Genomic DNA, 15169 nt, shown 5'->3' with positions numbered 1-15169 from the left:
TACTGTCCACATCTGGCGTGCATATCCCGCCCGGAACCCTGTGGATAAACCTTTCGTTGCCCCATGCCAGCAGGGCTGACCAGCAGGCGGTTATTTTCTGAACGGCCGCCAGCGCAGCGATTTCAGTTTGTCACGACGGGCTGCTGCCTGCATCACCAGACTCATCGCCGCGGGTAAAACCGTGAGCGTCACCAGCGTCGCCACTAACAGCCCACCGATAATCGCCAGCGCCATCGGTCCCCAGAAAACCTGACGCGAGATGGGGATCATACCGAGAATCGCGGCGCTGGCGGTGAGCACGATCGGCCGTGCGCGGTGTTCGGCGGCAGCCGCAATGGCGGCATCCGGCGGCATACCTGCATCAACGTTGTTATCCGCCTCGCTGATCAGGATCACCGCGTTGCGGATGATCATGCCAGCCAGGGCAATAACGCCCAGCAGCGCCACAAAGCCCATCGGTGTGCCGGTCGGCAGCATGGCCAGCACAATGCCCGGCAGACCAAAGGGCGCCATCAGCAGGGCCAGCAGCATGCGGGAAATCCGCCGCAGCTGTAACATCAGCAATACCAGCATGCACAGCAGCGTGATCGGCAGGATGGCGATCACCGACTGGTTGCCCTTGTCAGACTCCGCTACTGCTCCATCCTCGCTCAGGCGGTAACCCGCCGGCAAGCTGGCCCTGAAGGTGGCAATCAGCGGCGTGAGGGCGGCGGAGACGGCTTCCGCGCGCAAACCCGGCGCCGTATCGGTCTGGACGGTGATAAACGGCAGACGCTGGCGTCGCCAGATAACGGGATCCTCCAGCCCCCACTGCGGTGTTGCGACCTGCGTCAGCGGAATTTTTGCGCCCGACGGCGCGGTTAGCAGCAATCCGGACAGGCTGCTCAGGTCATGGCGCGCTGCAGCGTTGCCCTGTAGCACCACATCAATCAGCCGGTTGCGATCGCGTACCGTAGTGATCAGCGTTCCTGACCAGAGCGTATGCAGATACTGAGCAATCAGGTCAGAAGAGAGGCCGGCTGCGCGCGCTGCCGTCTGATTCACCTGCAAAGTGATTACGCGTTCGGGCTCACCGGCGGTTTGATTGACGTCACGCGTCAGCGCTGAGCTGCCGAGCGCGGCGGCCAGTCGCTCTGCCAGCTGCTGCACCTGGCGATAATCCGGCCCGCTGATGCGATAACGAATCGGCCAGCCTACCGGCGGACCGAGCTCGAGCGGCGCGACGCGCGTGGTGATGTCGCTGAAATCCCGGGCAAGCACCGCATCCAGCGAGCGCTGCAGTCGTTCACGGGCAGCCAGGCTTTTGGCCACCACCACCAGCTGAGCGCTGTTTTCATTGTCCAGCAGCACATCCATGGGCAGGTAGAAGCGTATCGCACCGGTGCCGACGTAAGACGAATAGTGGTCAACATCCCGGCTGGCGGAGACAATCCGCTCAAGGCGTTGCACCTGACGGAGGGTGGCCTGCTGCGACGCACTGGCCGGCAGCGCCAGGCTCACCAGCAGCTCAGGCCGATCGGAGGCCGGGAAAAACTCGCCCTGCATATACGTGGTGCCGACGCCGGCCAGCAACAGCGCCAGCATCGCCATCGCCAGCGTCAGCATGCGGTGGCGCAGCACGCTGCTCAGCAGGCGGCGATAGCACTGGCTGAGGCGCCCGTTTCCAGCGCGGTGCTGCTTTAGCGTGGCCGGCAACAGCCAGCTGCCGGTCAGCGGTGAAAACAGCACCGCCACCAGCCATGAGCTGATGAGCGCCATCAGCACCACCGCAAACAGGGTATAGCAATATTCGCCCGCGCTGGATGCGGCAAAGCCGACCGGAATAAAACCGGCAATCATCACCAGCGTACCGGTCAGCATCGGGAAGGCGGTGGTACTGAACGCCCAGGTCGCTGCGCCGGTGCGGGAATCGCCGGCCTCCAGCCGCGCCACCATGGTTTCCACCGTGATCATTGCATCGTCCACCAGCAGGCCCAGCGCCACGATCAGTGCGCCCAGCGAGATGCGCTGCAGGCCGATACCGGCCAGATGCATGCCGATAAACGTCATGGCGAGCACCAGCGGGATCGCCGCCGCGACCACCAGTCCGGCGCGCAGTCCCAGCGAGACAAACGAAACCGCCAGCACGATGATCACTGCCTCGCCCAGCACATCGACAAATCCGCTGACCGCCTGTTGCACTACCGCTGACTGATCGGCGATGCGCGTCATCTCAATGCCGTGCGGCAGCTGGCTGGCTTCGCTCTCCATGCGCGTCCGCAGTGCCTGACCAAACTCCAGCATGTTGCCGGTGACGGCCATCGACACGGCCAGTCCGATGGCCGGCTGGCCGTTAACGCGAAAAAGCGGGGCAGGCGGCTCGGCGGGGCGGCGCGTGATGGTGGCGATCGCCGTCAGCGGAACATAGCGATCGTTAACGCGCAGCGTAACCGCCCGCAGGCTCGCCTCGCTGTTGAACGCGCCGCTCACGCGCAGGGCGATGTTATCGGTGGCGGTGCGCACGCTGCCTGCCGGCTCGACGACGTTCTGCGCCCGTAGCGCCTCTGCTACCTGCTGCAAATCCAGCCCCATGGCGGATAGCTGGCGCGGGGAAAAGGCCACCACCAGCTGCTCTTCATGCTCGCCCAGTAGCTGGATCTTACCCACATCCGGCAGACTCATCAGATCGCGGCGAATATCGTCCACCCGGTCCCGCAGCTCACGCGGGGAAAAACCGTCAGCGGTGAAGCCGTAAATCGTGCCAAAGGTATCGTCAAACTCATCGTTGACCGCCGGGCCCTGCACGCCCTGCGGCAAAGCCGGGGTCACATCCTGCATTTTTTTACGCACCTGATACCAGATGCCGGCCACCTGCGCGGGCGGGGTGTCGTCACGCAGATTGACGAAAATGACCGTGCGGCCAGCGTGCGTTTCACTCTGCACATAATCCAGCCAGGGAATTTCCTGCAGCTTTTTCTCCAGCGGATCGGTGACCAGTCTGACCGTATCGTTGATGTCGGCACCTGGCCACTGCGCAGAGACCACTGCGGTTTTGATGGTGAACGCCGGATCTTCGTTGCGCGAGAGTTTTTCATAGCTGACGATCCCGGCGGCCATGATTAGCAGCATGAGAAAGGCCATCAGCTGCTGCTGCTTCAGCGCCCAGGCAGAAAGATTAAACGCCGGTTTCATGCTGGTCCTCCTGGCTGCCGGCAACGCGTTCACCGTCACGCAGGCTTCTGACGCCCGCCGTGATCACCCGATCGCCCGGCATGATGCCGGCGCGAATCCATACCGCATCTGCCGTGTAGCCGGCAATCGCAACCGTGCGCCGGATAACGCAGTTTTTCACCGGGTCAAGGATAAACACCGCCGCCTGGCCTGCCTGGCGGGTGAGCGCGGTGGCCGGAATCGCCATCACCGCATCCGCCGTCGTGTCGGCCAGCGGCAGGGTGACGGCGACGCTGGCACCCAGCACCATCTCCGCGGGAAGATTGTCCAGTGTGATGCGCACCCGCCAGCTGCGTGTCTGGGCGTCGGCTTGTGGACTGACGTCACGCAGGTGCGCTTCGGCCATCACGGACGGATTCTGCAATAGCGCAACGCGGAAACGGGCACTGGCCCGGCGATCGAGGGTTTCAGGTGTGGCAACGTCAAATACCACGTCACGGCCTGTGCCGGTCGCAACCGTAAACACCGTCTGACCGGCGCTGACCACCTGACCGGCTGCGGCGCTGACGCCCGTCACCACGCCATCCTCAGGCGCGGTAAGGTGGGTCCAGCGCAGGCTATCCTGCGCATTTTTCAATGCCGCTTCACTGCTCTGCCGCCGCGCCAGCGCAGCCTGCCAGTCGGCGCTGGCGCTATCGAGCTGAGCACGGGCAATTGCCCCGGACGGCATCAGCAGGCGTATGCGGTGCAGATTGAGGGCCGCCACCTTTTCGGCCGCGCGGCTGCTGTTCAGCTCCGCCTGTGCGCTCGCCAGCTGATTCAGCGCGCCGGGACTGTCAAGCACGGCGAGCGTCTCTCCCTGCCTGAAGCGGCTGCCGACATCGGCGCTGCGCGTCAGAATCCGCCCCTCCAGCCTGAAACTGAGCGAGGTTTCATCGTGCGCGCGGATCTCGCCGGTCAGGGTTTGCTGCCCGGCGGGCGTGGGCGGGCCAACCGTGATGAACTTTACCGGACGCGGTGGCGGCGGCGTGGGTGAACGCTTGCGGTCACAGCCGGTCAGCAGCAGGGCCGTCAGCAGCAAACAGGGCAGCAGCGGCAGCAGGGAAACCAGGTGGCGCGGATTAAGCAGGTGGCGCACACCCTGTTTGATCAGGCAGGGAAGCTCGTCGGTCATGGCGCAATTCCTTTATCGGTATTTGCGCCATTACACCGTGCGATTATCAAGAATCCGGCGATGTTCCATCAAGAGCGTGTCAAGAAGGGCAACAACGTCAGGCGTTGCGCGGCAACAAAATCTGTACCTGCAAGCCTCCCGTTGCCGGCAGCGTGGCATTAATCGTGCCGCCGTGCGCCTGGCAAATCGCCCGCGCAATCGACAGGCCCAGCCCGCTGCCGCCCGAGTGGCGGGCGCGTGACGCCTCACCGCGCGCAAAGCGCTCAAACATCAACGCCAGAAACGCCGCAGGAACGCCCGGGCCGCTGTCCTGCACGATGATTTCGTAATAATCAACGGTGTTGCGCGTGCGCAGCTGCAGCTGGCTGCCGCTTCCGGCGTAGCGCAGGGCGTTTTCCAGCAGGATGGTGAAAACCTGCCCGAGACGGAACGGATCGACCGGCAGCAATGTCTCTTCAGCCAGCGCTACCCCGGTGCGGATGCGCGCTTCATCCAGCTGCGGCTTGATCCACTGCAGGCGCTCGCGCAGGATATCGGCCGGGTTGCAGCGGACTTTCTCCAGCGTGAGCTGGCCGGCATCCGCCAGTGACAGCAGATGCAGCTCATCGATCAGCCGGTGCAGACAACTGAGCTGCGCCATGATCAGGGCGAGCTGACGTGAGTCAGCGCTGAATACGCCATCAAGCAGCGCCTGCAGACGCACCATGGCGGCGTTGAGCGGCGACCGCAGCTCATGCGCCATGGCGACATGCGACGTACGCAGCTCTTTGTCGTAACGCGCCAGCTGGCGCGTCATCGCGTTGAAGTTGTGCGCGAACTGCGCCAGTTCGGCGGGCGCTGCCGGTGTTAACGCCGCCTGCGCACCGAAGTCGCCTGCGGTCACCTGGTCTGCCGCTCGTCTGAGCTGGCTGAACTGCGCAGAAAGCGGGCGCGCGTGGCGCAGCCCGAAATAGGCAATAAACGGAATGGTCACCAGCACCAGGATGCCGACGGTGATCCAGTCCGAGGAGGCAATGGACGGGTCGGAGTAGCGTATGCCCCACCAGCTATCGATGATCTGGTGAAAGCGCACTGGATCGCGTTCCGGGTGCGCACGCAGGGCAAGAAATTCACGCAGAACCGCCGGCGGCATATGGTGCGTGATCCACAGGTACTGCACCGTGAAGCGCAGCCACATGCACAAAGCAATCAGTACCACGGTACCGATTGCCAGCGTCAGAATGCGCAGACAAAGCCAGCGCCAGAGCGTTTGTGGGGATTTTTCTGTCATGGCTGACGGAACCGGTAGCCTACGCCGCGCACGTTGAGCAGCACGCCCGCCATACCGGCCGCCTCCAGCTTTTTGCGCAGGTTATATACGTGGGTATCAATCACCCGCTCCAGCGCGTCGCTGTCCGGCATACACTGCTCCAGCAAAAACGGGCGGCTCAGCGCGCGCACCGGTGCGCGCATCAGCGTGACCAGCAGCGTGAATTCGGTTGGCGTGGTATCAACGCAAAGCACGTTACCGGAGGCCTGCGTGACGGTAACCGTCATCGCGCCGCTGTTCACCTCCAGCCCCTGCCAGCGCAGGATCTCTTCCTGCGGCGTTTTTACCGCGCTGCGCCGCAGCACTGCCTGCACGCGTGCCACCACTTCGCCGGGATGATAAGGCTTGACCACATAATCATCCGCGCCGTAGCGCAGCGCACCGATGCGATCGGGCGTATCGCCCATGGCCGTGACCATAATCACTGGCACCTCGCTGCTGCGCCGGAGTTTTGCCAGCACCTCGGTGCCGTTCAGGCCGGGCAGCATCACATCAAGCAAAATCAGATCGGGCTGCCAGCGCAGGGCCAGCTCAAGTCCGCTCAGGCCATCCGCGGCAACACGCACCGCATAATTTTCCCGTAGCAGATAGGCCTCCAGCACCTCAGCCGCGTCAGCGTCGTCCTCAATAATCAGGATATTTTTGGTCTGCATAACTCACCTTGACAGTTTCTTCATAAATCCCTGGCTGTTTGTTGACACAGCCCCGGGATACTTCGGCTTCGCGCTGCGGCTGCCCGGGCAAGGGGCGGTAAACGGACCGATAAAGAGGTGACACGATGATAACCAGAAAAACGCTGATGTACATGACCCATCTGCTACTCATGATTTCCGCTGCCGCCAGGGCGGATGGCGACGCACAGACCAGCCTGACGCTCGGCGCGGGGGCGCAATTCGCGCCACGCTACAGCGGATCGAATAAAACACGGGTGCAGCCGGTACCGATTTTCCAGGCCAGAGACGGCGCATTTTTTGCTGATGCCCAGAAAGGCATTGGTTATGACCTGCAGAGCGACAGCGGGGTTTATCTGGAACACACGCTGGGTTATGGCCTGGGCCGAAGCGATAAAGATTCGACGTGGCGGGACGGCGCCAGCCGGCTGCAAGGCATGGGAAACATCAGTGCGACGGTGAACACTGCACTGGCGCTGGGCTGGCAGCTTACGCCGTGGCTGAGCGCAGAGGGCAAAGCGGTGCTGCCGCTCAGCGATGATCAGGGCGTGAACTATCAGGCATCCGTTACGCTGGTGCCTCTCCAGCGCGACAGCGATACCGTTGCACTGCAGACGGCGGCGCTGTTTGGCGATGCGCGTTATATGAATACCTGGTATGGCGTGAGCGATGTCCAGAGCAGGCGCAGCCGGTTTTCACGCTACGATGCCGGCGGCGGCTTCTACGGTGTTGCGACTACGCTCACCTGGAGCCACCAGTTTGATGCCCACTGGGGCACGCTGGTCAGCGCCGGTTACAGCTGGCTGGGCGATCGCGCCGCGGACAGCCCGATCGTGTCCCGGCGCGATCAGGTCACCGGCACGGTCGGCTTTAGCTACACCTTCTGAGAAACGTTTTCGGTGGCTGCACAACGCCCGGCCGGCGCGCTGTGCAGCACGACAACCATTACGCGGACATACCGCCATCAATCACCAGTTCGCTGCCGGTGACATAGACACTTTCGTCCGATGCGAGGAACAGGGCGGCCGCCGCAACTTCGTCAGGATGGCCGAGGCGTTTGGCCGGTATCTGCGCGCTGAATGTCTGTCGTACCTCGTCGCTGACCTGGTCAAACATCGGCGTGTCCGTCGGGCCAGGACTGAGCGTGTTGACGCGAATGCCGCGCGGTGCCAGTTCGCTGCTCCAGGTGCGGGCATAGGCGCGCACCGCGGCTTTGCTGGCCGAATAAGCGCCATAGCCAGGATTGGCCATGCTGCCCGCAATCGAGCCCACCAGCACGATGGCACCGCCTTCCGTCATGTGCTTCACCGCATGCTGTACGGTGAATACCATGGCACGCACGTTGAGGCCGAACGTGCGGTCAAAGTGCTCTGCGCTGGTCTCTTCGAGGCTGGCGGGTTCAGCCACGCCAGAGGAGTTCACCAGAATATCGAGACGTCCGGCGCGGGCCTGCACGGTGTCAAACAGACGGGCAACATCGTCTGCGCTGGTGAGGTCGCCTGCTATCGCCTCAATGCGGCCGCCAGTCAGCGTGACGGCTTCGGCCAGCAGCGCTTCGCGTCGCCCGGTGATGAAAACGTGGGCACCTTCCTGCACAAAACGGCGCGCGATGGCGAGGCCGATACCACTGCCGCCGCCGGTCACCAGCGCGACTTTTCCTTCGAGTTTCATTATGGCTGCTCCAGAATGAGAGGGGTGGACGGCTGATGATACATTTCGTATATTTAGTGTCAATTACGCACCTTATCTACATTAGATATACATAAGGAAACCCCATGCCGACTGATATCGCGGCGCTGCTGGCAGAGATCAACAGCACCCGTCCAATCCTGGAACAGGTCGCCAATAAGTGGTCGGTATTAATTCTGACCGTGCTGTGCACTGAACCCGCGCGCTTTAACGCGATCAAGCGCCGTCTTGATCCGATTACCCACAAGGCACTGACGGAGGCGTTGCGCCGGCTGGAGCGTAACGGCCTGATCAGCCGCCGCGTGATCGCCTCGTCCCCGGTGGCGGTGGAATATGCCATTACGCCGCTGGGCCAGACGTTGCAGGATCCGTTTGTTGCGCTGGTAAAGTGGGCCAGAGAGCAGGGCGACGCGATTGAAAAGGCACAGCTTGTCTATGATCAACGTCGTGCCAGTGAAGAATAAAGCGTGGCGGCCGCTTGCTATCCAGGCGGTCTGTTAATCGCATGCTCAACATGGTTTGCCGTTCTTCTCCTCGCCGCTAAATTAGCCCACATAAAAACGGAATTATTAAATTCTACTCGCAGAAATTTAATTACGTCATTTCAGTAAAATTCACTCTGCGTTATTATTTGCTTGCGGTAGAAAACGGTTAAAAATTTTGAATGGGTAAAGCAAATGATTTCAATAACACCTCAGCAGGTTTGCGCTACAGTATTAGCACTTGATTATTTGAGGATGTTTCCATGAAATTTTTGAAAAAAACGGCGCTGCTTTCTCTGGTGGCATTATATGTTCCCCTGTCACATGCCGCGGCGACGGAATATAACCTTGACCCGCAACATACTTCCGTGGTGATCGCATGGAATCACTTTGGTTTCTCTCATCCGACTGCTGATATTTCTGATGTTTCCGGTCAGCTGGCTTTTGATAAAGAAAACCCGGAAAAGTCACAGGTTAATGTGACCCTGCCGTTAAAAACGATTGACACGCATGTGCCAGCGCTGACCAAAGAGTTTTTGGGTAATGAGTATTTTGACGTTAAAAAATATCCTCAGGCCACCTTCCACAGCACCCATGTGGAAAGCAAAGGCGATAATAAATATGATGTGCAGGGTAATTTAACCATCAAAGGTATCACTAAGCCGGTTGTGCTGCATGCCACGCTGAACAAGCAGGATATGCATCCTATGGTTAAAAAGCAGGCAATCGGTTTTGATGCCACGGGCGTCATCAAACGCTCGGATTTTAAAATCGATAAATATGTTCCGGCCGTGGGCGACGAAGTGACGATTACGCTCTCTACCGAGGCGTACGCCAGATAAGGCATTGCGCGCTTAATCGCGCGCTTTTTCTCTGCATCAACCTGCTGCGCTATGCGCGTGGTCAGCGCGAGCTGGCGCAACAGGTTGTCTGTACTTCTTCCCCGGGCGCAGCATCACTGCCTGTCAGCGCATTTCTCGTCAGCACCCTCTGACGCTTTGCCTCATCACCTGCCTGAAATTTCAGACCTTTAGCAATAAAGCCGAAAAAAACCACCAATTCATAACCTTGCGATGATCGCCAGCAGAACACCCCGATGACATGAAGGGTTTTTACCCTGCTAACAGCGGCCAGTGAACTATATTTTTACCCACTGAAGTGCGAAATCATGGGTTTAGCAGATAACCGGCACGATAACGGTTACTGATTTTGTGACTTATCTGACAACCACGGTTGTTAGCTGAACAGAAGGGAATATCATGCCATTACTTCTAGGTGAGTTATCTGGTGCGCCGACATGGGTACCTGCTGTATTGCTCGTCACACTCTCGCTACTGCTGGGTTTTCTGGCCCGCTTTATTCTTCTCAGGTTTATTCGCTACTGGCAAAGCCGCGATCGCAAGCTGTTTAAATCGCTGGAAAAGCATCTGCGGGGATCGTTATTTTTATTCATTCCATTACTGCTAATTAATATGGGGATGAATTATGTGCATCTTGATCCTGGCTCACTGAGCTTTATCGCCACCACGCTTAATATCTTTATCATCTTATCGTTCTGTTCCATTTTGATTCGCCTGATTAACGTAGCGCAGGATATGTTGTTTATTCGCTACGATATCAACCTGTCGAACAACCTGCGCGCGCGTAAAATTCGTACGCAATTAATCTATGTTAAAAAAGTGGCTATCGTCATCCTGGTACTGTTTTGCCTGAGTTTAATTCTGCTCAACTTCCCTGGTGTACGTAAATTCGGCACCACCATCCTCGCGGGTGCCGGTGTCGCCGGTATTATTATCGGTTTCGCTTTGCAAAAGTCGCTGGTGAATCTGTTTGCCGGGATTCAGATTGCTTTCACCCAACCGATAAAAATTGACGATGCGGTGGTGGTCGAAAAGGAGTGGGGCTGGATTGAGGAAATCAATCTGACCTATGTTGTGGTGCGCATCTGGGATTTACGCCGTCTGGTGCTGCCCATCACCTATTTTACCGAGAATGCATTTCAGAACTGGACGCGAAATAATGCGCAAATATTGGGGTCTGTATTTCTCTATGTTGATTACTCGATGCCGCTGGCGCCGTTGCGTGAGCATTTTGAAAAAATCCTCAATGAGACGCGGCTCTGGGATCGCGAAACTCAGGTACTGCAGGTGACCGATACCACGGAAAAAACCATGACCATCCGTTTACTGATGACCGCGCAGAACTCACCGACGGCATGGGATTTACGCTGCTACGTCCGCGAGAAAATGATTGAATTCATTCAGCAGAATTACCCGCAGAGTCTGCCGCAGGTGAGAGCCACCCTGACCGACGCCGACAAAGCATAGTGCAGGCTGGCGATGGGGCATTGCGCGGTAACTGCTCAGGTTGCCATTGCTATCCGGCGTTATTATCAGGGCCCTTGTCGGGGCCCTGAACAGGGCGTTTTCTCCGTCCGTTTTTACTGACTCTTTTCCTTATCCGCCTCCGCTGCCTTTGGCAGATCTTTACGCAGTTTTGCCACCTGATCCGCGCTTACCGCAGGTGCCTGATTGCCCCAGCCGTTACGAATGAATGTCACCAGATCCGCCACCTGCTGATCGTTGAGCCGCCAGGCAAAATCAGGCATAGCCAGCCCGGTGACCGCCTCCTTCGTGACAGCCATTTTGCCGCCGCGCAGTACAATGCTAATCACCGATGAAGGATCATCACTCAGGATCGCTGAGTTACCGACAAGAGAAGGGAAAGTTTTGGCATAGCCTTTGCCGTCCAGGCGGTGGCAACCTGAGCAGTTATCCATATACAGCCGTGAACCGGGTACGCTGATGTCTCCCCGGATAAGCGCGGCAGTGGTGGTATCGGCGGATGGCGCAGACGGCGCATCAGGGGCGGAAGCCGGCAGTGATTTTAAATAGCTAGCCACCGCAGTAAGATCGGCCTGGCTGAGATATTGCGTGCTGTGCTCTACCACATCCGTCATAGAACCGAACGCGGCTGAGGTGTTGGTACGACCGGTTTTCAGGAATAACGCAATATCTTCATTTGACCAACTGCCGAGTCCTGACTTCGCGTTGCCGGTCAGATCCGGCGCATGCCAGCCCTCCAGTGTCCCGCCGGTCAGGTACGTTTTACCCTGCTGATCTAACGATTTTTCCTGATAAGCAATGCCACGCGGGGTATGACAGGTGCCGCAGTGACCCAATCCCTGCACCAGATAAGCGCCACGATTCCACTCCGCACTTTTGGTGGTATCCGCTGCGTAAGCGTTATCGTCGTGGAAAGCCAGATTCCACAGGGCCAGTGGCCAGCGCATATTCAGTGGCCATGGGATATCGCTTTTTCTGTTTTCCGCGTGAACCGCCGTTACGCCATGCATCATGTAAGCATACAAAGCATGCATATCTTCATCGTTAACTTTGGCATAAGCCGTATAAGGCATCGCTGGATACAAATGGCGCCCGTCTTTCGCTATTCCCTGACGTAATGCTTTAGCAAAGTCGTCATAGGTGTATTCGCCAATACCGGTGGCTTTATCTGGGGTGATATTAGTCGAATAAATTGCGCCAACCGGCGTCATCATTTTTAATCCGCCGGTAAAGCTCTCTTTTCCGGCAATCGAGTGACAGGCAACGCAATCTCCGGCAGTGGCAATATATTTACCCTTGCTGATGAGTTCCGGAGAGACATCTTCCGCTGCAGAGGATAAAGCACAGAATAGTGTTAATAAGGACAGCCATTTCAAACAGGTCATTTTCATCTTCTTATCCTTATCCCCTTAAGCCTGAACCATTGGGCCTGGATTTTTCAGGTAAATCGTTTTGATTGCGTTAGCTGAAAACAGCGTGGTTGCGCCGACGATTCCCGTAGGGTTGTATGCATGGTTTTGTGGGAAGCAACTGGCACCGGCCACGAAAACGTTGGAGACGTCCCAGCACTGAAGATATTTATTCACCACGCTGGTCGCCGGGCTGTCACCCATTATGGCGCCACCAGTGGTATGGGTAGATTGATAGGGGCGAACATCGTAATGGGTAGATAAGTTTTTAAAGCCCATGTCGTAAGAGTCTGGCCCGATAGCCTTAACGATATTTTCCGTTTTGCCCGCCATGAACTGGGTCATTTTGAGTTCATTCTGCTGCCAGTCAAACGTCATTCTTAATAAAGGCAGCCCATAACCATCGGTATAGGTCGGGTCAAGATCAAGATAACATTGCTTATAAGGCATGACAGATGAACTGACGCCAATGCTCATATTATGCAGGTAGCTATCCCTGATTGCTTTTTTCCAGCCGCTGCCCCATTTAGGCGCATTTTTAGGCGTGACAGTTTGCTCTATAGGCCGGGCGCCGGTAACATGCGCAGAGACCGTACTGCCACCAATAAAGCCTGCAGCAGAGTGATCGAAGTTTTCACTGTTGTAATTATCAATATAGGCGCCTGACGCACCGGTGGCGGCAAAATGGTTAAAGTAGGTCTCTTTATTGAAGAACAGTTTTGCGCCGCCTAACATTTGATAGGCATAATTCCTGCCAACCACGCCTTCGCCTGTCTCGGGATTATAAGGCTTACCGATTTTAGACAGCAAAAGCAGCCGGACATTATGCAACTGGAAGGCGCTGAGGATAATCATCGCTGCGGGTTGTTCGACTTCACTGCCATTTTCATCAATATAGGTTACGCCAGTGGCCAGTTTCCCCGTGTTGTCTTTATTGACGCGAAGCACATGTGATTTACAGCGCAATTCAAAGTTATCGTATTGCTTAAGGGCGGGAATAACACTGGTTTGTGGCGACGCTTTAGAATAGTTATAGCAACCGAATTTTTCACAAAAACCACAATAGTTACAGACGCCCAGCGCAACGCCGTACGGGTTGGTATATGCCTCAGTGCAGATGGCGGCGGGACCCGGGAAAGGATTGTAGCCCAGTTCTTTCGCGGTTTTTTCAAACAGCATGGCAGAATACTGGTAAAGCAACGGTTTGGTCGGGAAAGGATTCGCGCGTTGCGCTTCAAAGGGGTTGCCACCTTCGATGATATTGCCATTCAGATTCCCGGCCTGGCCTGAAGCACCACAAATTTTCTCAAACTTATCAAAATAGGGTTCTATTTCACTGTAGCTGAAAGGATAGTCCTGCAGCGTCATACCATCAGGAATAAAACTGGCACCGTATTTTTCAGTCACCACGGTTTTCAGTCGGAGATCCGCTTCCAGTGGCCGCCAGAGTAGACCATTCCAGTGTACGCCAGCGCCGCCTACGCCGTCGCCGGGTAAAAAAGAACCCATGCGGCGATAAGGTAAAGCGGTATCTTTAGTGGTATGCCTTACCGTCACGCTCTCTTTGGATATGTTCTGAAAAAGTTTTAGCCTGACACCATATGTCAGCTCATCAATGATACGGGGATAGGCAAAGTCAGGGTAAGTATCTCGCTGTTCTCCCCGTTCAAGCGCAACAATTTTTAATCCGGTTGAGGCTAATTCCATCGCCATCAACGAACCAGCCCAGCCAAAGCCAACAATAACTACATCTACAGGTTCTTTTTTAATCGTCATTTTTTTGCACCATACTTGCCAGAAATACTCACAGGGCCTAAAGGATAAGGTTTATCGGGGTTCTCCATAACCTGAATAAAGTCCGCGCGCGCGCCCGGGAAACCAATTAATTTCCAGGATGCCATGGTTTGATTACCGCCATGCACCGGATCGGCTAAATAACCTTCTTTAGTGTTCTGTAGTAACTGAGAGAAAAATAACTTGCCGGAAATAGTATCAAGCACGATTTTTCCCGACTCCAGATCGTGTAAAATCGCTTCCTGATTTTCTTTGCTTAAATCTGCGAAGTTATTCTGGGAATTTTCACGGCAGTATTTGTTCAGGTTGATAATTCCCCGGCGGTAAATTTCCCGTGGCACCAGATTAGTCTGGTATCCCATCTCAGGAATCGATTCCTGAAATGGCGGGCTCATATACCACAGGTAACCATAGCCATAAGGCAATTCCATTTGCTTATCGATGTAAACGGGCACGCCTTCACTCACCGCACCGGGGCCGCATTCGTCTTCAGGAATCAGCAGGTCCGTTGCGGATAAAATAAATCGCCATTCGTCATTATTAAAAAATACCGGAACGTAGTGATAGGTCTCACTTTTTTCTTTAGCCGGAGCTGCAGAAGCCATCGCGCTCACTGCTGTGGTGCCTGCAAGCGCGGTAAAGGGGATAACAGAAAGGGTTTTCTGCAGAAATGACCTTCTGGATGTTTTGATTGGTTGCTCTTTTGATTTCATTCAAATGATTCCTGAGTACAAAGACATGGCGCTTTGCACTACTTGCTTTTGCCCACCCCCTTTCTTTCCCAGGGGAATAATAAATAACCTCAACTAATTGTTTTTCTGTATTCGATCCTCTGGCCATGCGGCAGCCCGATCTCTCAGGGATCGATGCATGCTGTAAGCAGTCCTACTGGATAGTCGTTGCGATTTTACATGGTGAAACAGTGTTGTACCATATGAAACAAGGTCATTTTCTCACCCTATTTGTAACGAAGATATACATGCGTGGTGGGTGAATTGTTATGAATTGGTCGCTTTCATTAACATCCGGTACCGGCAAAACGTCCAGCGGACATCAGGCAGCACGGCAGCAGCAGGAAACGGCAGTCCATTTCTGGCATAAAAAAATGCCCGCAGAGCGGGCATAACAAATAACTACAGGAAAAAT

General features: G+C 56.3%; 12 protein-coding genes. 4 read left to right on the top strand and 8 right to left on the bottom strand.

Annotated features, from left to right (window positions below):
* Nucleotides 1-90: 90 nt before the first annotated feature.
* The 4 genes from K7H94_RS21015 to K7H94_RS21000 all read right to left on the bottom strand — a co-directional run bounded on the left by K7H94_RS21015 (nucleotide 91) and on the right by K7H94_RS21000 (nucleotide 6286).
* Nucleotides 91-3171 (bottom strand): efflux RND transporter permease subunit, encoded by a 3081-nt coding sequence (locus tag K7H94_RS21015; protein ID WP_222952142.1) that lies wholly within the window; start codon nucleotides 3169-3171, stop codon nucleotides 91-93.
* The gene (locus K7H94_RS21010) at nucleotides 3155-4324 is read right to left on the bottom strand and encodes an efflux RND transporter periplasmic adaptor subunit (RefSeq protein ID WP_222952141.1); all 1170 of its coding nucleotides are present in this window, start codon (nucleotides 4322-4324) and stop codon (nucleotides 3155-3157) included. Before K7H94_RS21010 ends, K7H94_RS21015 begins: the two co-directional genes overlap by 17 nt.
* Nucleotides 4325-4421: 97 nt before the next feature.
* Nucleotides 4422-5594 (bottom strand): sensor histidine kinase, encoded by a 1173-nt coding sequence (locus K7H94_RS21005; RefSeq protein WP_222952140.1) that lies wholly within the window; start codon nucleotides 5592-5594, stop codon nucleotides 4422-4424.
* Nucleotides 5591-6286, bottom strand: coding sequence for a response regulator transcription factor (locus K7H94_RS21000; RefSeq protein ID WP_021509002.1), 696 nt, complete (start codon nucleotides 6284-6286; stop codon nucleotides 5591-5593). The genes K7H94_RS21005 and K7H94_RS21000 overlap by 4 nt, the downstream gene beginning before the upstream one ends.
* A 125-nt stretch (nucleotides 6287-6411) precedes the next feature.
* Between K7H94_RS21000 and K7H94_RS20995 the strand changes: the two genes are divergently transcribed.
* Nucleotides 6412-7191 (top strand): MipA/OmpV family protein, encoded by a 780-nt coding sequence (locus K7H94_RS20995; RefSeq protein WP_104093363.1) that lies wholly within the window; start codon nucleotides 6412-6414, stop codon nucleotides 7189-7191.
* Between the two features lie 58 nt (nucleotides 7192-7249).
* Here K7H94_RS20995 and K7H94_RS20990 read toward each other — a convergent pair whose 3' ends face one another.
* The gene (locus tag K7H94_RS20990) at nucleotides 7250-7978 is read right to left on the bottom strand and encodes an SDR family NAD(P)-dependent oxidoreductase (RefSeq protein ID WP_031279994.1); all 729 of its coding nucleotides are present in this window, start codon (nucleotides 7976-7978) and stop codon (nucleotides 7250-7252) included.
* A gap of 101 nt (nucleotides 7979-8079) precedes the next feature.
* Between K7H94_RS20990 and K7H94_RS20985 the strand changes: the two genes are divergently transcribed.
* From K7H94_RS20985 to K7H94_RS20975, 3 genes are all read left to right on the top strand, one after another.
* Nucleotides 8080-8457, top strand: coding sequence for a winged helix-turn-helix transcriptional regulator (locus tag K7H94_RS20985; RefSeq protein WP_058759071.1), 378 nt, complete (start codon nucleotides 8080-8082; stop codon nucleotides 8455-8457).
* A gap of 281 nt (nucleotides 8458-8738) precedes the next feature.
* Complete coding sequence (locus K7H94_RS20980; protein ID WP_222952139.1) at nucleotides 8739-9317, top strand: YceI family protein; 579 nt, start codon at nucleotides 8739-8741, stop codon at nucleotides 9315-9317.
* Nucleotides 9318-9734: 417 nt separating this feature from the next.
* On the top strand, nucleotides 9735-10802 hold the full coding sequence (locus K7H94_RS20975; protein ID WP_058759073.1) for a mechanosensitive ion channel family protein: 1068 nt from the start codon (nucleotides 9735-9737) through the stop codon (nucleotides 10800-10802).
* 113 nt (nucleotides 10803-10915) lie between these two features.
* Here K7H94_RS20975 and K7H94_RS20970 read toward each other — a convergent pair whose 3' ends face one another.
* The 3 genes from K7H94_RS20970 to K7H94_RS20960 are packed head-to-tail and all read right to left on the bottom strand — an operon-like array spanning nucleotide 10916 to nucleotide 14736.
* Nucleotides 10916-12211, bottom strand: a complete 1296-nt coding sequence (locus tag K7H94_RS20970) for a c-type cytochrome (RefSeq protein WP_222952138.1) — start codon at nucleotides 12209-12211, stop codon at nucleotides 10916-10918.
* Between the two features lie 18 nt (nucleotides 12212-12229).
* Nucleotides 12230-14005 (bottom strand): GMC family oxidoreductase, encoded by a 1776-nt coding sequence (locus K7H94_RS20965; protein WP_222952137.1) that lies wholly within the window; start codon nucleotides 14003-14005, stop codon nucleotides 12230-12232.
* The gene (locus K7H94_RS20960; RefSeq protein ID WP_222952136.1) at nucleotides 14002-14736 is read right to left on the bottom strand and encodes a gluconate 2-dehydrogenase subunit 3 family protein; all 735 of its coding nucleotides are present in this window, start codon (nucleotides 14734-14736) and stop codon (nucleotides 14002-14004) included. Before K7H94_RS20960 ends, K7H94_RS20965 begins: the two co-directional genes overlap by 4 nt.
* Nucleotides 14737-15169 lie beyond the last annotated feature (433 nt).

Source organism: Pantoea dispersa (assembly GCF_019890955.1).
Lineage (GTDB): Bacteria > Pseudomonadota > Gammaproteobacteria > Enterobacterales > Enterobacteriaceae > Pantoea > Pantoea dispersa.
Note: the sequence above shows the minus strand (reverse complement) of the source record. Positions and strands in the feature narration are given on the sequence as shown.